The sequence below is a fragment of the Paraburkholderia sp. SOS3 genome, from assembly GCF_001922345.1.
GTDB lineage: Bacteria > Pseudomonadota > Gammaproteobacteria > Burkholderiales > Burkholderiaceae > Paraburkholderia.
Genome location: NZ_CP018811.1, coordinates 2,067,372 through 2,088,887, shown reverse-complemented (window position 1 = coordinate 2,088,887; position 21,516 = coordinate 2,067,372). Strand labels below are relative to the sequence as shown.

General features: G+C 63.0%; 16 protein-coding genes and 2 tRNA genes. 4 read left to right on the top strand and 14 right to left on the bottom strand.

Annotated features, from left to right (window positions below; all coding sequences use genetic code 11):
- Nucleotides 1–30: 30 nt before the first annotated feature.
- Both BTO02_RS09515 and BTO02_RS09510 read right to left on the bottom strand, forming a co-directional pair.
- Entirely contained in the window at nt 31–978 is a 948-nt protein-coding gene (locus BTO02_RS09515; RefSeq protein ID WP_075156830.1) for a sugar-binding protein, read from the bottom strand.
- A 137-nt stretch (nt 979–1,115) separates the two neighbouring features.
- Nucleotides 1,116–2,114, bottom strand: coding sequence for an ABC transporter permease (locus BTO02_RS09510; RefSeq protein ID WP_075156829.1), 999 nt, complete (start codon nt 2,112–2,114; stop codon nt 1,116–1,118).
- Nucleotides 2,115–2,422: 308 nt separating this feature from the next.
- Between BTO02_RS09510 and BTO02_RS09505 the strand changes: the two genes are divergently transcribed.
- Entirely contained in the window at nt 2,423–3,328 is a 906-nt protein-coding gene (locus tag BTO02_RS09505) for an NAD-dependent epimerase/dehydratase family protein (RefSeq protein WP_075156828.1), read from the top strand.
- Between the two features lie 677 nt (nt 3,329–4,005).
- Nucleotides 4,006–4,485: a cytochrome P460 family protein gene (locus BTO02_RS09500; RefSeq protein ID WP_232243527.1), complete on the top strand. Its 480-nt coding sequence runs from the start codon at nt 4,006–4,008 to the stop codon at nt 4,483–4,485.
- 156 nt (nt 4,486–4,641) lie between these two features.
- On the opposite strand, the gene BTO02_RS09495 is transcribed toward BTO02_RS09500, so the two are convergent.
- Nucleotides 4,642–4,717: transfer RNA gene (locus BTO02_RS09495), tRNA-Ala, on the bottom strand.
- 76 nt (nt 4,718–4,793) lie between these two features.
- The gene (gene gltX / locus BTO02_RS09490; protein ID WP_075156826.1) at nt 4,794–6,239 is read right to left on the bottom strand and encodes a glutamate--tRNA ligase; all 1,446 of its coding nucleotides are present in this window, start codon (nt 6,237–6,239) and stop codon (nt 4,794–4,796) included.
- Between the two features lie 126 nt (nt 6,240–6,365).
- Between gltX and BTO02_RS09485 the strand changes: the two genes are divergently transcribed.
- The gene (locus BTO02_RS09485) at nt 6,366–7,376 is read left to right on the top strand and encodes a patatin-like phospholipase family protein (protein ID WP_075156825.1); all 1,011 of its coding nucleotides are present in this window, start codon (nt 6,366–6,368) and stop codon (nt 7,374–7,376) included.
- A 162-nt stretch (nt 7,377–7,538) separates the two neighbouring features.
- On the opposite strand, the gene BTO02_RS09480 is transcribed toward BTO02_RS09485, so the two are convergent.
- From BTO02_RS09480 to BTO02_RS09460, 5 genes are all read right to left on the bottom strand, one after another.
- On the bottom strand, nt 7,539–8,294 hold the full coding sequence (locus tag BTO02_RS09480) for a C40 family peptidase (protein WP_075156824.1): 756 nt from the start codon (nt 8,292–8,294) through the stop codon (nt 7,539–7,541).
- Between the two features lie 121 nt (nt 8,295–8,415).
- Nucleotides 8,416–10,104 carry an ABC transporter ATP-binding protein gene (locus BTO02_RS09475; protein ID WP_442953445.1) on the bottom strand — a complete coding sequence of 563 codons (1,689 nt, stop codon included), beginning with the start codon at nt 10,102–10,104 and terminating at the stop codon, nt 8,416–8,418.
- On the bottom strand, nt 10,101–11,207 hold the full coding sequence (locus BTO02_RS09470; protein ID WP_075156823.1) for an ABC transporter permease: 1,107 nt from the start codon (nt 11,205–11,207) through the stop codon (nt 10,101–10,103). The genes BTO02_RS09475 and BTO02_RS09470 overlap by 4 nt, the downstream gene beginning before the upstream one ends.
- Before the next feature lies 1 nt (nt 11,208).
- The gene (locus tag BTO02_RS09465) at nt 11,209–12,249 is read right to left on the bottom strand and encodes a microcin C ABC transporter permease YejB (RefSeq protein ID WP_075156822.1); all 1,041 of its coding nucleotides are present in this window, start codon (nt 12,247–12,249) and stop codon (nt 11,209–11,211) included.
- A 77-nt stretch (nt 12,250–12,326) separates the two neighbouring features.
- A complete protein-coding gene (locus BTO02_RS09460) occupies nt 12,327–14,318 on the bottom strand; it encodes an extracellular solute-binding protein (protein WP_083615230.1) in 1,992 nt (663 codons plus the stop codon).
- Nucleotides 14,319–14,539: 221 nt separating this feature from the next.
- Here BTO02_RS09460 and fabI point away from each other — a divergent pair, with 221 nt between their 5' ends.
- A complete protein-coding gene (gene fabI / locus BTO02_RS09455) occupies nt 14,540–15,334 on the top strand; it encodes an enoyl-ACP reductase FabI (RefSeq protein ID WP_075156821.1) in 795 nt (264 codons plus the stop codon).
- A gap of 176 nt (nt 15,335–15,510) precedes the next feature.
- Here the strand turns inward: fabI and BTO02_RS09450 are convergent, their stop codons facing one another.
- The 5 genes from BTO02_RS09450 to BTO02_RS09430 form a co-directional block, all read right to left on the bottom strand.
- Nucleotides 15,511–15,849 (bottom strand): hypothetical protein, encoded by a 339-nt coding sequence (locus BTO02_RS09450; protein WP_075158732.1) that lies wholly within the window; start codon nt 15,847–15,849, stop codon nt 15,511–15,513.
- Nucleotides 15,850–16,368: 519 nt separating this feature from the next.
- A tRNA-Ser gene (locus tag BTO02_RS09445) sits at nt 16,369–16,462 on the bottom strand.
- 237 nt (nt 16,463–16,699) lie between these two features.
- The gene (locus BTO02_RS09440; RefSeq protein WP_075156820.1) at nt 16,700–17,950 is read right to left on the bottom strand and encodes an aspartate kinase; all 1,251 of its coding nucleotides are present in this window, start codon (nt 17,948–17,950) and stop codon (nt 16,700–16,702) included.
- A gap of 632 nt (nt 17,951–18,582) precedes the next feature.
- Nucleotides 18,583–20,127 carry a tRNA lysidine(34) synthetase TilS gene (tilS, locus tag BTO02_RS09435; protein ID WP_075156819.1) on the bottom strand — a complete coding sequence of 515 codons (1,545 nt, stop codon included), beginning with the start codon at nt 20,125–20,127 and terminating at the stop codon, nt 18,583–18,585.
- A gap of 185 nt (nt 20,128–20,312) precedes the next feature.
- Nucleotides 20,313–21,284 carry an acetyl-CoA carboxylase carboxyltransferase subunit alpha gene (locus tag BTO02_RS09430; protein ID WP_075156818.1) on the bottom strand — a complete coding sequence of 324 codons (972 nt, stop codon included), beginning with the start codon at nt 21,282–21,284 and terminating at the stop codon, nt 20,313–20,315.
- Nucleotides 21,285–21,516 lie beyond the last annotated feature (232 nt).

Sequence of the window (21,516 nt, the reverse complement as noted above, 5' to 3'; positions counted from 1 at the left end):
GCAGTTGCTTCGCGCGGTTGCTTCGCGCGGTTACTTGGTGTAACTGCCGAGATTGTCCTTCGTCACGACAGTCACGCCGGTGTCGATATCCTTGGCCTGTGTCTCCTTGCCCTGAATCTGCGCCACGAGGTGGTCGACCGCGAGCTTGCCCATCGTCACCGGCCGCTGCACCATGATGCCCTGAATCGTGCCGTCGCGAACACCCTTCACGGTATCGGGCAGATCGTCGAACGCGAGCACTTCGAGTTTGCCCTTCATCGAACCGAATTCGCGCGTATCGAGCACTTTCGCGACCGCCGGGCCGCCGACCTGGCTCACGCCGAAAATGCCCTTCAATTGCGGATGCGCGCGCAACGTCGTTTCGACGACCGACACGCCTTTCGCGAGATCGTCGTCGGTGCCCTGCGTTTCGACGATCTTGATGCCCGGATATTTCGCGAGCCCCTGCTTGATGCCGGCAATCCGTTCGTTGAGGTTGACCGCACCGAGTTGTCCTGTGACGATCGCGACGTCGCCTTTGCCGTTAAGCGCCTTGGCCATCGTTTCGGCCATCGTTTCACCGGCCGATACATTACTCGTGCCGATATACATCGACCGGCCGCTTTTCGGCGAATCCGAATCGTAGGTCAGCACCTTGATGCCGCTCTTTTCCGCGCGCTTCATCACGCTTTCGACCGACTTCGGCTCGTTGACCGAGATCGCAATGCCGTCGACGTGCTTCGACATCAGATCTTCGATGATCTGCACCTGCGTCGAGCCCTGTGTGTTCTGCGGCACGACCCATTGATACTTGACGCCGAGCTTCTTCGCTTCGGCTTGCGCACCGTTGTTGCAGTCGTCGAAGAAAGGCACGGCGACTTTCGGGATCACCGCGATCGATATGTCTTTCGCGTCTTTCGCATGGGCTGCGCTCGTGCCGAGCGCGAGAAATGCCAGCAGGCTCTGCGCGAGTGCCGCGCGTAGCAGTTTCGGTTGCATGATGTCGTCTCCGGTTTTTGTCGGTCGCTTATTGATGAATCATTGGTCGGTCATGGGTCAATCATGGGTCCTTCAACAGTTGCTCTTTGCTCGTCTCTCGGGCGCACGGCACGCGCGAGCTCGCCCGGTTCGTCTGCTTATCGCCCTTTGCGGCGCAGCCTCCAGATGTCGATGCTCACCGCGATCAGGATCACGCAGCCCGTGATGGTCTGCTGCGCATAGGTGTCGATATTGAGCAGCACCACGCCGTTCGTGATGATGCCGGCCAGCGCCGCGCCGATGATCGCGCCCTCGACGCTGCCGGCGCCGCCCGACAGGCTCGCGCCGCCGATCGCGGCGGCCGCGATCACGTCGAGTTCCGCGCCGAAGCCGGCCGCCGGTTCCGCCGACACGAAGCGCGAAAAACTGATCACGCCGGCAAGCGCCGCGATTGCGCCGGACAGCGCATAGACGATGAACTTCACGCGCGCGGTCCGTACGCCGCTCAGCAGCGCCGCCGTTTCATTGCCGCCCGTCGCATAGACATGCCGGCCAAAGCGCGTGCGCCGCATCACGATCGAAAAGCACACGGCCAGCACCGCCATCACGACGACCGGAAACGGCACGAAGCCGATATAGCCCTGACCGAGATACGTGAAACTGTCGGGTACATCGGGCGTGACCGGCACGCCTTTCGTGATGATGTACATGAGGCCGCGGCCGATGCTGAGGGTGCCGAGCGTCGCGATGAACGGCGGCAACTGGATACGCGTCACGAGAAAGCCGTTGAACGCGCCGACGATCACGCCGGTCGACAGGCCCGCCGCGACCGCCGCGAAGGCGCCGAGGCCATGCTGGAACGACAGCGCCGTCACGAGCGACGAGAGGCCCATCACCGAGCCGACCGACAGGTCGATGCCGCCCGTGATGATGACGAGCATCATGCCGACGGCCATGATCGCGGTCAGCGAGAACGAGCGGAACACGCCCATCAGATTGTTGGTCGTCAGGAAATACGGCGAGAACAGGCTGATCAGCACACCGACGAGGATCAGCACCGCGAGAATGTTGAGCTCGCGGATGCGCAGGCCCGCGCGCAGCATCGCAAGCGGCGCCGGCACGGCGGGCGCTTCGGTTTTCGACGGGATGGCTCTCAACGGATGTCTCCTCGCTGTCGCTCGGACTTGTGCGGTCCGGCGCTTCGGTATCGGCTTCGAGGTCGGCTCTGAGGTCTGCGCCATGCCTCGACACCGCGACGATCTTAGGTGCATACCGCGCCAGGAAACTGTGACGGGCGTCATACAAACCCATTGGGGTTGTCCCGGGGCCGACTATGACGTCCGTCACAGCCGGTTCGCCAGGAACTCGCTAAGCTTCTGGTAAGGTCCGGACCGCGAGGTGCGCGCGAAAATACAGGCGAACAGCGGGTCCGGCCCCGTCAACATCCTTACAAGGAGCAAACCGCATGACGAAGCGAGTGGTAGTGACCGGCGGCAGCGGCCTCGCCGGCAAGTGGGTCGTCGAGAATCTCGTCGAGCACGGCTACGAAGTGATGAACCTCGACCGCGTGCCGATGGCGAAGCGCACGGCGCGCACGCTGATCACCGACATCACCGACGCGGGCCAGGTGTTCAACGCGCTCGCGTCGAGCACCGCGCCGGCGGAATTCGTCGACGACCTCGAGCCGAAGCCGATCGACGCGATCGTCCACTTCGCGGCGATTCCGCGCATCATGGTGACGCCCGACAACGAAGTGTTCCGCATCAACGTGATGGGCACGTACAACATTCTCGATGCGGCGTCGAAGCTCGGCATCCGCAAGGTGATCGTCGCGTCGAGCGAAACGACGTACGGCGTCGTGTTCGCGCACCGGCATCGCAACCCGCAGTATTTTCCGCTCGACGAGGACTATCCGGTCGACCCGATGGACAGCTACGCGACCTCGAAGGTCATCAACGAAGTGACCGCGAAGGCGTTTCACGCGCGCACGGGCTCCGACATCTACTGCTTCCGCATCGGCAATGTGCTCGATCCCGAGGACTACGCGAAGTTCAACAAGGAATGGCTCAAGGACCCGGGCATGCGCAAGCGCATCGCGTGGAGCTACATCGACGGGCGCGATCTCGCGAACGCATGCCGCCTTGCCATCGAGAAGGACGGGCTCGGCTTCGAGATCATGAACATCGCCGCCGACGATGTGTCGTCCGATGTGCCGAGCGCCGAGCTGATCAAACGCTACTATCCGGACGTGCCGGTCAAAAAGAAGCTGGGCGAGTTCGAAACGCTGCTCAGCAATGAAAAGCTGAAGCGCCTGCTTGGCTGGAAGCAGCAACATTACTGGCGCGACGAGGCGAAGAAGCACTCGGCCTAAGGCGTGTTTCGACCGCGTTTCAGGCGCGTTTCATTCAGGCGCTCCGACGCGGTGACCCAACATGTAAGCGGCGTTTCGGCTCACTGTGCCTCCTGCGGGGCGCGCTTCACGACGAAGCGCGCCCTTCTTTTTTGTGTCGCAATGTATCCGGTCGCAATACGGATACGCGAGCGCGCTTCTGCACCACGATCGCGTGACGCGCAGCTGGTTTGGGCCGGTGCCGGTCGTCGGCGGCCATGCGCGGCTCACGGGCAGCGACGCGATGGCGCCGCCGGTGAAGCAAGACGCGGTCGCGTTCGTCGAGCGCGCGTCGACGGGCGAGTGCTGCAGGTCGCCGACTTGCCTCGCTGCGATGAGGGCGGTGAAATCGCAGCGACCGCAAATAGCGCAGGCCCCGCTGGTGGCGGCGCGAACGGCGCGGCCCGCGCCGAAAACGCTGACCCGGTACGATAGAGATCGACGCTTCGCAGCATCGCGCGCGTTTCGTCTGCGTTTCGCCTGGCCTGCGGTTCTGGGTTTGACTCGCTGTGACTCGGGTTTGACTCGGGTCTCACTCGAGTCTAACTGTTACCTGGCAATCCACATCGATGGCTCGCCTATGCAACTTCAGGACATCGACACAAGAACAAGGAGCTTAAGTGAAATGTTCCCGAAGTGGCCTCGCCGCCACATTGCTGCTGTCGCTTGCGTCGGCGACGCCATCGTTCGCTGCAAACGAGACTCGCGATGCGCCTGCGCAAGCGGCGTCGCCGATCTACGGCGTGACGATTCCGCACGGCTACCGCACATGGCAGTTCGTCGCACCCGCCGAGGAGGCCGATCCGCTCGACGAACTGCGCATCGTGCTCGGCAATCCGACCGTGATGAAGGCGCTCGAGAAGAACACGCTGCCGTTTCCGGACGGATCGATATTCGTAAAGCTCGCGTGGAAGCGTGTGCCCTCTACCGAGTTTGGCCCGGCTTCGGTACCCGGCGCCGCGACGACCGTGCAGGTCATGGTCAAGGATTCGAAGCGCTATCGCGATTCAGGCGGTTGGGGTTTCGGCCGCTTCATCAACGGGCAGCCGGCCGATCTCGCGCAACACCAGACCTGCTTCGCTTGCCATCAGGCGCGCGTGAGGAACCACGATTTTGTGTTTACGCGGCTTGCGCCGTAATGGTCGTTCGCGACGAACGTGCGGCAAAAAAGCGGCGATGGAAAAAATAAAGCCCCGACAAAAAACAAAGCCCCGACGAATTCGTTCGGGGCTTGTCTTGCTTTAAAGCCGTGCCTTTGAAGCGGTACTTCTTTGACTCTGTCTGCTGACCTGTAGTGGTGGAGGTAAGCGGGATCGAACCGCTGACCTCTTGCATGCCATGCAAGCGCTCTCCCAGCTGAGCTATACCCCCCTTGCAGAACAGAAGCGAGATTTTAGACATCAAATCCCGCTTTGTAAATACCTTTTGTATCGACAGTAGCGGCGCGTCAACCGCGCGCCTTGCCGATCCGGCTCACCACCGTCTCGCGGCCGAACAGCATCAGCACGCTGTCGATCGACGGCGTATGCGTCGTGCCGGCCACGAGCAGGCGCACCGGCATCGCGAGCTGCGGCATCTTGAGCTTCTGCGACGCGAGCACGGCCTTCATTGCCGCCGCAATCGCTTCCCTGGTCCACTCGACGGTCTGCAGCGCGTCGGCGAGTTCGGCCAGCGCCGGGCGCACCGCATCGGTCACATGCTGCGCGAGCGCTTCGGGTTCCGGATTCGGCTCGCGATAGAACATCGCCGCGTTGGCCGCGATTTCCTTCACCGTCGACGCGCGGTCCTTCATCAGACCGATCACGGCAGGAAGATCTGCGCCGTCGGCAAGCGTCGCTTCATCGATGCCGAGTTCCGCGAAGAACGGCTTCGCGAGGTCGGCAAGGCGCGCATTGTCCGCTTCCTTGATGTAGTGGTTATTCAACCAGTTGAGCTTGTCGTGATCGTATTGCGCCGGCGACTTACCCAGATGCTCGAGGTCGAACCATTCGATGAACTGCTCGCGCGAAAAGATCTCGGCGTCGCCATGCGACCAGCCGAGGCGCGCGAGATAGTTGAGCACCGCTTCCGGCAGATAGCCGGCATCGCGGTAGCCCATCACGCTCATCGCGCCGTGGCGCTTGCTCATCTTCTCGCCCTGCTCGTTGAGCACGGTGGGCAGGTGCGCGTAGACCGGCACTTCGCCGCCGAGCGCGCGCAGGATATTGATCTGGCGCGGCGTGTTGTTCACGTGGTCGTCGCCGCGAATCACGTGCGTGATGCGCATGTCGAGATCGTCGACGACCACGCAGAAGTTGTACGTCGGCGTGCCGTCCGGACGCGCGATCACGAGGTCGTCGAGTTCCTCGTTCGAGATCTCGACGCGCCCCTTCACCGCATCGTCCCACGCGACGGTGCCCGTCAGCGGATTACGGAAGCGCAGCACGGGCTTCACGCCTTCGGGCGGCGTGGGCAGCACCTTGCCCGGTTCTGGACGCCACGTGCCGTCGTAGCGCGGCTTCAGGCCCGCGAGACGCTGCCGCTCGCGCAACGCATCGAGTTCTTCGGTCGACATGTAGCACGGGTACGCAAGCCCCTTCTCCACCATCTGCTGCAGCACTTCGCGATAGCGATCCATGCGCTGCATCTGATAGAACGGGCCCTCGTCGATATCGAGGTCGAGCCACGCCATCCCTTCGAGGATCGCGTCCACCGAGGCCTCGGTCGAACGTTCGAGGTCGGTGTCTTCGATACGCAGAATGAACACGCCCTTCGATTTGCGCGCAAACGCCCACGGATACAACGCGGAGCGGATATTGCCGAGGTGGATGAAACCGGTCGGGCTCGGCGCGAACCGGGTGCGGACCGTCGTGTTGGCGGAGGTACTGGCGGCGGTATCGGCGGGGGTGTTCATGAGGGCAGTCACGGTGGAGCTCGCGGAGAAGCGAATGAAATGCGAAGACGCGAATTATACCTTTGCCATTCGATCACGATTGGATACGTGTCTCGCCGATCTGCCGCACGCCGAACGCTTTGCTTTATGATGTGCGCGCCGCGGCCCGCACGCATGTCGCGGCTGGAGAATTCGTTGAAACAGTCCTCGCCCCGTCTTTCGCGCCGCCACTTTTCGCTGGCGGCGGCTTCGGCCGTCCTGAGCGCCTGCGCGCTGCCCGGCAGCAAGCAACCCGAACCCGTCAAACCGTCCGACAGCACCGCGGCGAATCCGTCACCGATCACACCGCGGCCTGTCGTCAGGCCGCGGCCGCTGCGCGTCGGGCTCGCGCTCGGCGGCGGCGCGGCGCGCGGCTTTGCGCATATCGGCGTGATCAAGGCGCTCGAAGCGCGCAACATCGAGGTCGATCTCGTATGCGGCACGAGCGCGGGCTCGGTGGTCGGCGCGCTGTACGCGTCGGGGATGAACGGCTTCGCGCTCAATCGCCTCGCGTTGAAAATGGATGAAGCGTCGATCAGCGACTGGGCCATGCCGTTTCGCACGCGCGGCTTTCTGCAAGGCGTCGCGCTGCAGAACTACCTGAACACGACGCTCGAAAACCGGCCGATCGAAAAGATGGCGAAGCCGCTCGGTGTCGTCGCGACCGATCTGAAAACCGGCCAGCCCATCCTGTTTCAGCGCGGCAATACCGGCGTTGCGGTGCGCGCATCGTGCAGCGTGCCGTCGCTGTTCGAGCCGGTGAAGATCGGCGCGCACGAGTACGTCGACGGCGGCCTCGTGAGCCCTGTGCCGGCGTCGTTCGCGCGCAGGATGGGCGCGGACTTCGTGATCGCGGTCGATATCTCGGCGCGCCCCGAAACGGGCCTCACGGACAGCTCGTTCGACGTGCTGATGCAGACTTTCACGATCATGGGCCAGACCATCAAGGCCTACGAGCTCGACAAGTACGCGGATATCGTGATTCGCCCGAATCTCGCGGCGATGAGCAGCAGCGACTTCGGGCAGCGCAATGCGGCGATTCTCGCCGGCGAGGAAGCGGTTGCGAAGATCATGCCGGAGCTGCAGCGCAAGCTTGCGGCGAGCCGCGCGGCGGTATGAGGCGGCCAGAGGCGCGCCCAGGGATGTGTTTCGAATAAGCGCCAAACGCCGCATCAAAACGAAAGGCCCGCTGCCGGTCGATTCCGGTCAAGCGGGCCTTTCGTCATTCGGACGGCCATTCCAACCACGGCTGCCGGAGCACCGACAGCCGTCAACCCGCAATTAGTTGCTGCCGCCGATCGTCGCGCTCACGCGCTGACGAAAATCCTGCTGCTGGTCGGGCGAGAACGACGTCTCGACGCGGCGCGCGCCGGTAAAGCGCTTTTCCCAGTACGCGTCGTCCATGTCGTCGACGCGGATCGTGCTGCCCGTCGACGGCGAGTGCACGAACTTGTTGTCGCCGATATAGATGCCCACGTGCGAGAACGTGCGGCGCATCGTGTTGAAGAACACCAGATCGCCGGGCTTCAGATCGGCCACGCGAACCTTTTCGCCGACGCGGCTCATTTCCTCGGCGCGGCGCGGCAGCGCGAGACCAAGCGTGTCCTGGAACACGTAGCGCACGAAACCGCTGCAATCGAGCCCGGAGTCCGGCGACGAGCCGCCCCAGCGGTAGCGCACGCCGATCAGGTTCAACGCGCCCACGACGACGTCACCGGCCTTGCCGGCGACGCCCGACAGGAACGAGCGTGCACCGCTCGTGCTCGACGGCGTGTCAGACGAAGCAGACGAGGACGAGGAAGCCGATGCGGCCGGCGCGTTGCTCGACGAACTGCTGGAAGGAACGGAGGGGATCAGGAAGTTCGAGCCGGCGCCCGAAAAACTGGTGGGCGTCGAAAATGCGGCATTCTGGTTAAAGCTGCTTACTTCGTCGGCAAATGCGTCGGCAAACGTGCCGGAAGCTGCCACCATCAGTACGCCAATGAACATCCCGGCGACGACGCGCGTACAAGCCTGGGGTAGAGATCGGTGCTGCATTGGTCGGTAGTTTTTGCCTAAAAATCAGAGAACTAGGAAAAAAGTTTGGTCGATACTAGCCAGTAAGTATTCAAGTGTCAAAAGGAATAGAAAAAAACAATTGAGAAAGACATACAATTGGTTACAACAGTGAATTTTCACCACCAGACGCGGCGTTCAGCAGCTTTCGGGTGTAAGGGTGCGACGGCGACGCAAAAATTTTCTCAACGTCGCCGCTCTCGACTATCGATCCGTTTTTCATGACCGCGACGCGATGCGCCATTGCGCCGATCACGGCCAGATCGTGGCTGATGAATATAAAGCCGAGGTTATATTTCTTCTGCAACCCGGCCAGAAGCTTTAATACCTGCTGCTGGATCGACACGTCGAGCGCGCTCGTCGGTTCGTCGAGGATCAGAATGCGCGGCTCGACCACGAGCGCCCGCGCGATCGCGATGCGCTGCCGCTGACCGCCCGAAAACTCGTGCGGATACCGGTGCAGCGCGGTGCGGTCGATGCCGACCTCGCGCAGCACCGACACGACCTTCTCGCGGCGCGACGCCGCGTCGAGCTGCGGCTGATGCAGCGCCAACCCTTCGCCGACGATCCGCTCGATCGTATAGCGCGGCGACAGCGAGCTGAACGGGTCCTGAAACACGACCTGCAGGTTCGAGCGCAGCGCGGTCTTTTCGCGACCGCGGTAGCTCGCGAGCGCCCTGCCCTGAAACTCGATCGCGCCGCGCGTGACGCGCTGCAGACCGAGCAGCGCCATCGCAAGCGTCGACTTGCCCGAGCCCGATTCGCCGACGATGCCAAGCGTCTCGCCCTGGCGCACCGTGATCGTCGCGTCGTCGACCGCGCGAAAGCGGCCCGACCGGAACCAGCCGGCCATGCCCGGCAGCTTCGTCCTGAAGTCGACCGACACCTCGCGCGCATCGAGCAGCACCGGCGCGATCGGCAGCACCGGCACCACCGTGCGCTGCGGGCGGCTTTCGAGCAACCGCTGCGTGTACGGGTGCTGCGGCGAGCCGAACACCTGCGCGACGGGCCCGCTTTCGACGAGCACACCCTTCTCCATCACCGCGATGCGTTGCGCGAAATCACGCACGAGGTTCAGGTCGTGCGTGATCAGCAGCACGGCCATCCCGCGCTTTTGCGCTTCCTCGCGCTGCAGTTCGAGCAGCAGTTCGACGATCTGCGCGCGAATCGTCACGTCGAGCGCGGTGGTCGGTTCGTCCGCAAGCAACAGGCGCGGCCGGCATGCGAGCGCCATAGCGATCATCGCGCGCTGCCGCTGCCCGCCCGACAACTGATGCGGGTAGCTGTTGACGCGCTTGCCGGGCTCGGCAATGCCGGTACGCCCGAGCAGTTCGACCGCGCGCTTGCGCGCCTCGGCGGCCGACACGCCGTCGTGCAGCACGATGGTTTCCGCGATCTGCTCGCCGACCGAATAGAGCGGGTTTAACGCCGTCATCGGTTCCTGGAAGATCATCGCGATGTCGGAGCCGCGCAGGCCGCGCATCGCGCGCTCGCTTTTCGCGAGCAGGTCTTCGCCGTCGAAGCGGATCGCACCGCTCGTCTGCGCATCCTGCAGCAAACGCAGGATGGACAGCGCCGTCACGGTTTTGCCCGAGCCCGATTCGCCGACCAGCGCGACGCGTTCGCCACGCGCGATCGACAGCGAGACGTCGCTGACCGCGACGGTATCGCCGAAGCGCACGTTCAGGTGTTCGATTTCCAGCAGCGGCGCGTCGGTCTCATGGCGCTCATCATGCTCATCATGCTCATGCCGCTCGAGCGGCCCGCGCGGGTTTCGCATCGCGTCGCTCACTGGTTGCCTCCGGCGCGCATCGCGTCCGAGAGACGCGTATCGAGCGCATTGCGCAGCGCGTCGCCCATGAACGTCAGAAGCATCAGCGTGAGGACGAGCACGCAGAACGTCGACATCGAGATCCACCATGCGTCGAGGTTCGCCTTGCCCTGCGAGAGCAGTTCGCCGAGACTCGGCGTCGGCGGCGGAACGCCGAGGCCAAGAAAATCGAGGCTCGTCAGCGCGAGGATCGCACCGCTCATGCGGAACGGCAGGAACGTAATGACGGGCGTCAGGCTGTTGGGCAACACATGGCGCCAGATGATCTGCCAGTTCGACAGCCCCATCGCACGCGCGGCGCGCACGTAGTCCTGCTGGCGATTGCGCAGAAACTCCGCGCGCACGTAATCGGACAGACCGATCCAGCCGAACAGCGACAGCAGCACGATCAGCAGAACAAAGCCCGGCTCGAAGATCGACGCGAAAATGATCAGCAAATACAGTTCCGGCAGCGCGCTCCAGATTTCGATCAGCCGCTGGCCGACAATATCGGTCTTGCCGCCGAAAAAACCCTGCACGGCGCCCGCCAGCACGCCGAGCACGGTGCCGATCAGCGTCAGCACGAGCGCGAACTCGACCGACACGCGAAAGCCGTACACGAGCCTCGCGACCAGATCGCGGCCCTGCGCGTCGGTGCCGAGCCAGTTGTCGCGCGACGGCGGCGCCGGGTTCGGCACCTTCGAGAAATAGTTCAGCGTGTCGTAGTAGTACGGATTCGGCGGATAGACCGCAAAGTTGCCGTTCAGCTCGAAGCGGTGCCGGATATACGGGTCGAGATAATCGGCGGGCGTCGGAAAGTCGCCGCCGAACGTGGTTTCCGGATACGTCTCGAAAAGCGGGAAATACAGGTGGCCGTCGTAGCGGACCACGAGCGGCTTGTCGTTGCACCACAGCGGCGCCGCGAGGCTCGCCGCAAACGCGACGATAAAGACGACGAGACTCCAGTAGCCGAGCCGCTGCTTCCTGAAGCGCGCCCACACACGGCGCGCGGGCGTCGGCGAGACGAATGCGCGCACCGGCGTGTCGCGCGAAATCGGTTCGGCATCGGTACGGACGCGGCTCAAGTCAGCGCTCCAGTTGTTCGAATTGAATGCGCGGGTCGACCCACACGTAGCAGAGATCCGAAATCAGCTTCGTGACGAGACCGATCAGGGTGAACAGGTACAGCGTGCCGAGCACGACCGGATAGTCGCGCCTCGTTACCGACTCGTACGAGAGCAGGCCGAGCCCGTCGAGCGAGAACAGCGTTTCGATCAGCAGACTGCCGGTAAAGAACGCGCCGATGAACGCGGCGGGGAAACCGACGATCAGCGGCAGCAGCGCATTGCGGAACACATGCTTCCACAGCACGCGCCGCTCGGACAAGCCCTTCGCGCGCGCGGTCAGCACATACTGCTTGCGGATCTCGTCGAGAAACGAGTTCTTCGTGAGCATCGTGACGACGGCGAAACTGCCGACCACCGAAGCGACGATCGGCAGCGTGATATGCCACAGATAATCGAGAATCTTGCCGACGAGGCTCAGCTGGTCCCAGTTGTCCGAGGTCAGATTGCGCAAGGGAAACAGTTGCAGAAAGCTGCCGCCGCCGAACAGCACGAGCAGCAGCACGCCGAGCACGAAACCGGGGATCGCGTAACCGATCAGCACGATAAAGCTCGTCGCGACGTCGAAATGCGAGCCGTTGCGCACGGCCTTGGCGATGCCGAGCGGAATCGATATCAGATAGGTCAGAAAGAACGTCCAGAGGCCGATGCTGATCGACACGGGCAGCTTCTGCACGATCAGCGACCACACGCTCTGATGGCGGAAATAGCTTTGCCCGAGATCGAAACGCGAGAAGCGCTTGAGCATGAGCCAGTAGCGTTCGAGCGGCGGCTTGTCGAAACCGTACAGCGCCTTCAGTTGCGCAATCTGCTGCGCATCGACACCGCTATGCGCGCGCAGCCCGAACGGCGTGCCGCCTTCCGCGCTGCTGCGGCGCAGTTCGTGCACGGCCTGTTCGACCGGGCCGCCCGGCACGAACTGGATCACGATAAACGTAACGGTTAGCACGCCGATCAGTGTCGGGATCATCAGCAACAGGCGTTTGAGGATGTAGCTCCACATGGCGGCGATCCGGTGTGGTGAGGCAGTCGATCGAAAGGCGTTGCGACGCTGTGGCGAAAGGCAGGCGTCGCGCTGCGTTAGTGCGAGGCTCGCGCCGCTTGTGCCACCGCTTGTTCCGGCGCTTGTTCCACCGTTTGCTGCACGGGCTGTTGCGCCGCTTGCGGCGGCGCGAACCACCACATCGACACGATCCAGCCTTCCGCCGAATAGTACAGCGGCAAGGTCTTCGGCCACGCGAGCCCGCGCTTGAACGCAACACGATGCGTCGCGCTATACCACTGCGGCACGACATAGTAACCATGCATGAGCACGCGGTCGAGCGCATGCGTCGCGTCGCTCAGTTGCTCGAGCGTCTGCGCGCCGACCAGCGCGCGCAGAATCGCATCGACGGCCGGCGACCTGAGGCCGATCAGGTTGCCCGAGCCGGGCTCCATGGCGGCCTTGCTGCCGAAGCGGTCGACCATATCGGAACCGGGCACCTGCGTATCGGGATAACGCAGTGTCGTCACGTCGAAGTCGAATGCGTCGAGGCGCTTCTGATAAACGGCGAAGTCCGCCACACGCATGCGCACGTTGATACCGAGCTTTTGCAGGTTACGGATATACGTTGCAATGACGGGTTCGAAGCTCTGCGCGGAACCGGAGTCGTCGAGAATCTCGAATTCGAACGGCTCGCCCTTCGCATTACGCAACGCGCCGTCCCGGTAGGTCCAGCCCGCTTGCGCGAGCAGCTCGCGCGCCTTCAGCAGGTTCGCGCGCAGCGAACCGGGCGGATCGGTATCGGGTTGCACGGGCGGCAAACCGAATACCGAAGGCTCGAGTTGCGCGCGGTACGGGTCGAGCAGCTTCAGCTCGCCTGGCGACGGCAATCCTTTGGCCTGCCAGTCGGTGTTGACGAAAAAGCTGTCGATGCGCTTGTACTGGCTGTAGAACAGTTGCCGGTTGAGCCACTGGAAGTCGAGTGCGAGATCGAGTGCCTCGCGCACGCGCACGTCCTGAAAGAGCGGCCGCCGCTGGTTCAGGATAAAACCCTGCATGCCGGTGCCGTTGTGCTGCACAAACTCGCGCTTGATCAGTTCGCCGTCGTCGAACTTCTTGCCGACGTCACGCCGCACCCAGCTGCGCGCGACGTATTCGACGAGCGCATCGTACTCGCCGGCCTTGAACGCTTCGAGCCGCGCGGTCGGGTCGCCGTACAGCTTGTACTGGATGCGATCGAAATTGAACATGCCGACCCGCACCGGCAACTTCGCGCCCCAGTAGTTCGGATCGCGTTTGTAGGTGATGTTGCGGCCATTGTCGTACTGCTCGATCAGATACGGCCCGCTGCCGATCGGCTTTTCGAACGCAAGCTGATCGAACGCCACGCGGCTGCCGTCGGGTTTCACGCCCCACTTGTGCGAAAACACCGGCATGCTGCCCGCCAGAAGCGGCAATTCGCGGTCGTGCTGCTTGAACTCGAAGCGGATCGTGGCCGGGTCGACCACCACCGCACGCGCGATTCCGGCGAAATACGCGGCGTATTGCGGCGCCGCCTTGGGGCTCTTCAACGTATCGAACGAATACTTCACATCGTCGGCGGTCACCGGGTCGCCATTCGAAAAGTGCGCGTGAGGATTGATGTGGAACGTGGTCGACAGTCCATCGGGCGCGACGGCGATATCGTCGGCGAGCAGGCCGTAGGCGGAGGCGACTTCGTCTGAACTGCCCGTGGTCAGGCTCTCGAACAGCACGTCGATGCCGGGCGCCGCATTGCCGCGCAGCGTGAACGGATTGAACTTGTCGAAGCTCGTCTGCCGGCCCGGATTCGCGAGCACCAGCGTGCCGCCTTTCGGCGCATCGGGGTTCACATAATCGAAGTGTTTGAAGTCCGGCGGGTATTTCGGCTGGCCGTATTGCGCGATCGCGTAGGCCGCGAATGCCGATGGGGTGAAGAGCAGCAAAGCGAACAACAGCAATGCGCCCTGCTGCTTCGCGAACCGCGCAATGCCCTTCTCCTCGAATAGCAAACGCAACACGATGCGCACCGGCGCGCGAACGGGTTCAAGCCATCGTGAGTCGAGCGTCATGGTGCCTTGTTCGAAGAGAGTGCTGGACGTGCAAAGCGCGGCACCGGGCTTGGTGCCCGCGCGGTATCCGGCGTCGTATCCGGCGTGGATCAAGCCAGGATCAAACCCCGATCACGCGGACTGCGAAGGCCGCCTTGTTGCAATGTGAGAGAATTCTACTCAAAATCCGCGCGCGCCCATCCGACTGGGCATGCAGTGCACCGACCTCATTAGGAGAATCCATGGGCTTCCTCGCTGGTAAACGTATCCTGCTGACCGGCTTGCTGTCGAATCGTTCCATCGCTTACGGCATCGCGCAGGCTTGCAAGCGCGAAGGCGCCGAACTCGCATTCACGTATGTCGGCGATCGCTTCAAGGATCGCATTACCGAGTTCGCCACCGAGTTCGGCAGCAACCTCGTCTTCCCGTGCGACGTCGGCGACGATGCGCAGATCGATGCACTCTTTGCCTCGCTCGGGCAACACTGGAATAGCCTCGACGGCCTCGTGCACTCGATCGGCTTTGCGCCGCGCGAAGCGATCGCGGGCGACTTCCTCGACGGCATGACGCGCGAAAACTTCCGCATCGCGCACGACATTTCCGCCTATAGCTTCGCGGCACTCGCGAAAGCCGCTCAGCCGATGCTGTCGAACGATGCGGCGCTGCTCACGCTGACCTACCTCGGCTCCGAGCGCGCGATTCCGAACTACAACACGATGGGCCTCGCAAAGGCATCGCTCGAAGCGAGCGTCCGATATCTCGCCGTGTCGCTCGGCAACAAGGGCGTGCGCGTCAACGGTATTTCAGCGGGTCCGATCAAGACGCTCGCGGCAAGCGGCATCAAGGGCTTCGGCAAGATTCTCGATTTCGTCGAAGACAATGCGCCGCTCAAGCGCAACGTAACGATCGAACAGGTCGGCAATACGGCGGCATTCCTGCTGTCCGATCTCGCAGCTGGCGTGACGGCGGAGATCGTGCATGTCGACAGCGGCTTCAATGCGGTGGTCGGCGGGATGGCGGCAGCCGCGGCTGAGTAACGTCAGCCCGGTTGCATGCGGTTGACCCGCGGCGCTGCGTTAAGGCGCGCTGCGCGGCCGGGCTTCGTACATCTCGTTGCATCCACAACCGATATGAAAAACCGCCCTTTAAGGGCGGTTTTTTTGCTAGTCGACTCGTGTTCGCGGTGCGCAATATCGAACTGCGCACGCGAGGCTCAATGCCAGCGACCGTGGCCGTGACCACCGCCGTGATAACCACCATGGTATCCGCCATGATGGCGATACCACTCGTCGCGGCCCCAGTAGCGGCGGCCGTCCCAATATCGGTTGCCATGCCAGCCGATGACGATCGCCGGCGGCGCTGCATACACCGGAGCCGGGGCATACACGACCGGCGGCGGGGGCGGCGGAGCTGCGTACACGGGCGCCGGGGCATAGACCGGTGCGGGGATGCCGAGGTTGATACCGAGATGCACTCCTCCAGCCATCGCGGCACTCGACGCGCCGATCGCGAGCGCGCCGACCAGTAACGTAACAAGACGCGTGGTCTTCATGTGTTCACCTATTTTGCGAGTGTGTGTGTTCGTGTTGTCGACTACCTGCATCTCAATATAACAAACGTCGGCGGCCAGCATATTTCAACTTTGTAATAACTGATGCACAAAATCGCGTCCTACCCCCGCCTGTAACGCGCAGTTACACGCGACAGGGTTTCGTGACGCAACAGAACTCCGCAAGCGTCGCGTATTGACGTTGCGTGTCTTATCGGCACCACGGTGGAAAACTTGACGGTGCACGATGCGCAGATGCTCGCGATGTCTGTCTTGCGGCTTGCGCGCGGAGGTCGTCTGCGTCGATCGCCATACTGCGCGGAGACCCGCACCTCGGTTCCGATCCACCCTTTCACGGGGTCTCGCGCTATCGCCTGGTATCGCCTGGGTATCCCAGGTAATTTCATTTCTGAATTTCGCGACGCGCAGACTCGCACGTTGGCGAATGAAATGGGACGCCCACAAAACAAAACCCCGTAAGTCCGAGAACTTACGGGGTTTCACCGCCATATACTGACGTACTGGCGGAGACGGAGGGATTCGAACCCTCGATCCAGGTTTTGGCCCAGATGCTCCCTTAGCAGGGGAGTGCCTTCGACCTCTCGGCCACGTCTCCCAAACCTTCGCTCGCGCCAGGGAGGCAGCGCGACGAAGCCAAGATAATAGCGGGTTCAGGAAGACAGGTCAATTTCCCCGGCACGATTTTTATGCCAGCGATGTCACCGCGCTGTCATCGCCGTGGCGCGGCTGCGCGAGTTGCCGCAGAGCCACGAAACCACCCTCGACAATCTGGCGACGCAACCCGCGACGCCGCCCGGCGCAAGCGTGCCGAATCGGCAGCCCGATCGCGCGATCAGGCCTGATCGAGTTCGAACGCCTTATGCAGCGCGCGCACGGCGAGCTCCATGTACTTCTCGTCGATCAGCACCGAGATCTTGATTTCGGACGTCGAAATCATCTGGATGTTGATGCCTTCTTCCGACAGCGTGCGAAACATCGTGCTCGCGATGCCCACATGCGAGCGCATGCCGACGCCAACTACCGACACCTTCGACACCTTCGGGTCGCCGAGCACCTGCTCGGCCGAGATATGACCCTTCACCTGATTCGTGAGGATGTCCATCGCGCGCTGATAGTCGCCACGGCCGACCGTGAACGTGAATGCCGTCTTGCCCTCGACGCTCTGATTCTGGATGATCATGTCGACGTCGATGTTCGCTTCGGCGATCGGACCGAGAATCTGATACGCGATGCCCGGCTTGTCGGGCACACCCATCACGGCGATGCGGGCTTCGTCCCGCTGAAACGCAATGCCGGAAATGACTGCTTTTTCCATGGTCTCGTCTTCTTCAAAAGTAATCAGGGTGCCCGAGGACATCTCGGTTTCGAGCGGCATCAGCGGGTCGGTCAGGCTCGACAGCACGCGCGTCTTCACCTGATATTTGCCCGCGAATTCCACCGAGCGGATCTGCAGGACCTTCGAGCCGAGGCTCGCCATTTCCAGCATCTCCTCGAAGGTCACGCGATCGAGCCGGCGCGCCTCTTCGACGACGCGCGGGTCCGTCGTGTAGACACCGTCGACGTCGGTATAGATCAGGCACTCGTCCGCCTTGAGCGCCGCGGCCACCGCGACGGCCGACGTATCCGAACCGCCGCGGCCGAGCGTCGTGATGTGACCTTCGGGATCGATGCCCTGGAAGCCGGTAATCACGACCACCTTGCCCGCATCGAGGTCGCGCAGCACACGTTCGCCGTCGATGTCGTTGATGCGCGCTTTCGTGAATGCGCTGTCGGTTTTGACGGGCACTTGCCAGCCCGTGTAGCTGACGGCGTCCACGCCCGCGTCATGCAGTGCGATCGACAGCAAACCGACGCTGACCTGCTCGCCCGTCGACGCGATCATGTCGAGTTCGCGCGGGCTCGGCTGACCGGAGATTTCTTTCGCGAGACCGATGAGGCGGTTCGTTTCGCCGGACATCGCGGACGGCACGACGACCATCCGGTGGCCGGCCTTGTGCCATTTCGCGACGCGCTTCGCGACGTTCTTGATGCGCTCGACCGAGCCCATCGAGGTGCCGCCGTATTTGTGTACGATGAGTGCCATTGTCGTTTTCAAACCGTAGGAAAAGCTGGAGATGCTTCAGACGCTCGATGCGCGCCGCGCCCGCACGTCGAGGACGCGCCACACAGCTGGAAGCACAACGTTCTGGAACGACGGCGAGGTGTGCGGCGCGAAGTTGGCGTGCGCGTGACGCGCGATTTGCCCTTCGAATTTGCCCTTCCGATCCTGCTCTTCAACAGGACGAGGATCGAAACCGGTCCGGTCACCGCAATCCTGCTCCGCAATCCTGCTCCGAATACGCGCCCTGTAGGGCCCGTGGCGGCGGTGCGGCGGCTCGCGTGCGGACGATGCGCCGCTCGCTGCTCGATCTCAATCGATGTTGATCGACCGTGGGATCGTGAAATCGGCCCTGAATTCAAGCTTGAATCTGGCCTTGACTTCGGGACTTTGCGCTGACCGAGAATCGACCCCAAACGCCGGAAAACGCGTGTAAAGCAGGTCGGACAAACAAGCTACCCTACCTGAAGCGACGCGACTTGACAAGTCATAAGCGCCGCAAAGGCTTGTGGGTAAAGGGTTTCTTGACGGACATCGTCTGGTTTGTCAGCCCTCTCGGCGGCTGATTCGGCGGCTGGTTCGGCGGCTGGTTCGGCGGCACGATCCGGCTGCGCGGATCAGGCGATCAGCAGATCTTCGCGCCAGTCGATCCGGATGCAGCGATCGGCAAACGGCGCGGCAGCGGCAGCACCCTCCTCGCTCGCGTGCGGTGCGTGTTGCGTGTCTTCCGGTTTTCGCGGCTCTTTTGCATGGTCCGCGCGGCTTGCATGGTCGGCATACCACGCATCCAGCGCTGCGAGGTTCACGCCGAGCAGCGGCACGTACAGCAACATATCGCCCGCATAAAGCAGCGGCACATCGCGCTTCCACGACGGCACGCCCCGCTCCTGAAACAGATTTTTCAGCGTGCGGCTCGGGCCATGCGCGTCGCAGCGCATACGCTCGCCGCCGCTGCGGGCGCGCGCCGACAACGGTCCGTGCAGCAACAGCGCCGCGGGAATCGCCGACAAGTCGCGCGCTGCCGGGTCTGCCGGCTCACCGCCCGCCTCCTGCGCAAACACAAACGTGCCGCGCCACGCCGGCAGGCGCCAGACCGCCTCGCCGTGCCACGTCAATTCGCTGACAGGCCGCGCGGCGAACGCAGTCTCGTCGGCGGCATCGCCGCTGTCGCCCGCTTCCCAGTAGATCTGGCCGCGGTAGCTGCGTAGCGTCTGCCCCGCATGATCGACGCGCAAGCCATGATCGTCGCGCACATCGCGCAGCTGCCGCAGCGCATCGGTGAGCCGCGCCGTCGATGCGGCCGGCAGACCGAGCGTGCGCATCCAGTAACGCAGCAGATTCAGCGCGCGCTCGTCGTCGAGTTCGAGTAATGCGGTGCGCGACAGCGCGTGCGTGTCGTCGTCGCTCGCGACGTTTTGCATATCGATACGCGCGAGTTCGTCGACGAGGCGCTGCGCGGCGCCCGCATGCGCGGCCGTGCGCGCGAGCGCATCGCGAAAGCCTGGAAAGTGCACGGCAAGCTGCGGCAGCACATGATGACGCAGCGCGTTGCGCGCAAAGCGTGTCTCGGTATTCGATTCGTCGTCGACCCAGCGCAGCGCGCGACCGCGCGCATAGTCTTCGAGCTGCGCGCGCAGCAGATGCAGGAACGGTCGCACCCGTGTGACCGCCGCGCCGGCGGGGCGATATTCGGCCGCCATTGCCGCCAGTCCTGCGAGCCCCGCGCCGCGCAGCAATTGCAGCAGCACCGTTTCGGCCTGATCGTCCGCGTGCTGCGCGAGCCAGATGCGCCGCACGTGCTCGATGTCGCACAACGCGTCGAGCGCGCGATAACGCGCCTCGCGCGCCGCGGCTTCGACACCGGCACCCGCGTCGCGACGCACTTCGACATGACGCGCCGCAAACGACACGCCGAGCGCAGCCGCCTGCTCTTCGCCGTGCGCGAGCCAGCGGTCGGCATTCGGACTCAAGCCATGATGAATATGGAATGCAAGGCAGCGCGCCGCGCCGGCCACGCGTACCGCCGCATCGAGCAGCACGGTCGAATCGAGACCGCCGCTGTAGGCAATGGCGATGCGTGTATCGGCGGGCTCGTGAATCAGCGCTGCTTCGATCGCATCGAGCACGATGCGATCGGCTGCGGGATCAGAGGAAGTGTTCACGACAGGCAGTCACGATACGAGTCACAGACGGCAAAGGCGCAGTAAAGCGCGCATCTGCACCACAGGCTCATGATACGTGCAGCACGTGCCCAATGAACTCGCGACAAGCACCCAATCAGCACCGGATCAGCACGCGAGAAGCACGCAATCAGCTCGCAAAAAAAAGCGCTGGCGCTTCTCCGCACTTACGCGCCCGGCGTCGTTTCCTTGAATTTGCCGTACGCCATGAGCCGGTCGAAACGGCGCTGACGCAGGTCGCTCACGCTCATGCCCTGGAACTGGCGCAGCGAATCGGCGAGCGCGCGGCGCAGCAATGCGGCCATGCCCTTCGGATCGCGGTGCGCGCCGCCGAGCGGTTCATTGACAATCTTGTCAATCAGCGAGAGCGCCTTCAGACGATGCGCGGTCAAACCGAGCGCTTCGGCCGCTTCCGGCGCTTTCGCTGCGCTCTTCCACAGAATCGATGCGCAGCCTTCCGGCGAGATCACCGAGTAGGTGGAGAATTGCAGCATCAGCACGCTGTCGCCAACCGCGATGGCCAGCGCGCCACCGGAACCGCCCTCGCCGATGATCGTCGAAATGATCGGCGTTTTGAGCTCGGCCATCACGTACAGGTTGCGGCCGATCGCTTCCGACTGCCCGCGTTCTTCGGCGCCGATACCGGGATACGCGCCCGGCGTGTCGATAAACGTGAACAGCGGCAGGCCGAATTTCTCGGCAAGACGCATGAGACGCTCGGCCTTGCGATAGCCCTCGGGGCGCGGCATGCCGAAATTGCGCAGCGCGCGCTCTTTCGTATCGCGCCCTTTCTGATGACCAATCACCATGCACGGCTGGCCATTGAATCGCGCGAGGCCGCCGACGATCGACAGATCGTCCGCATAGGAACGGTCGCCATGCAGTTCGTGGAAGTCCGTGAACAGTTCGTTCACGTAGTCGAGCGTGTACGGGCGCTGCGGATGACGTGCGATTTGCGACACCTGCCACGGCGACAGATTCGCATAAAGATCCTTCGTGAGCTGCTGGCTTTTCTTCGACAGCCGCTCGATCTCTTCCGAAATATCGACGGCCGAATCGTCCTGCACGAAGCGCAATTCTTCAATTTTCGCTTCGAGCTCGGCGATGGGCTGCTCGAAATCCAGAAAGGTGGTCTTCATTGGTTTTTAATCCTTCGACTTACCGGCAGCGCGTATTCTAACCGCGCCCGCCGCTGTCCAAACCGTCCCAAAACTATTAAATCCCAAAATTCGATAGCACCCGCTCATGCATGCTCCTGGCGACTCCCGCCTCGCTCGTGGGGGACGCCGCCTGCAACAGTCGTTATGGTGCCTTTTGTCGCGGCCGCCATGCAGGCCGCCGTGTGGCCCGCCGCACACTCGGATGCAACAA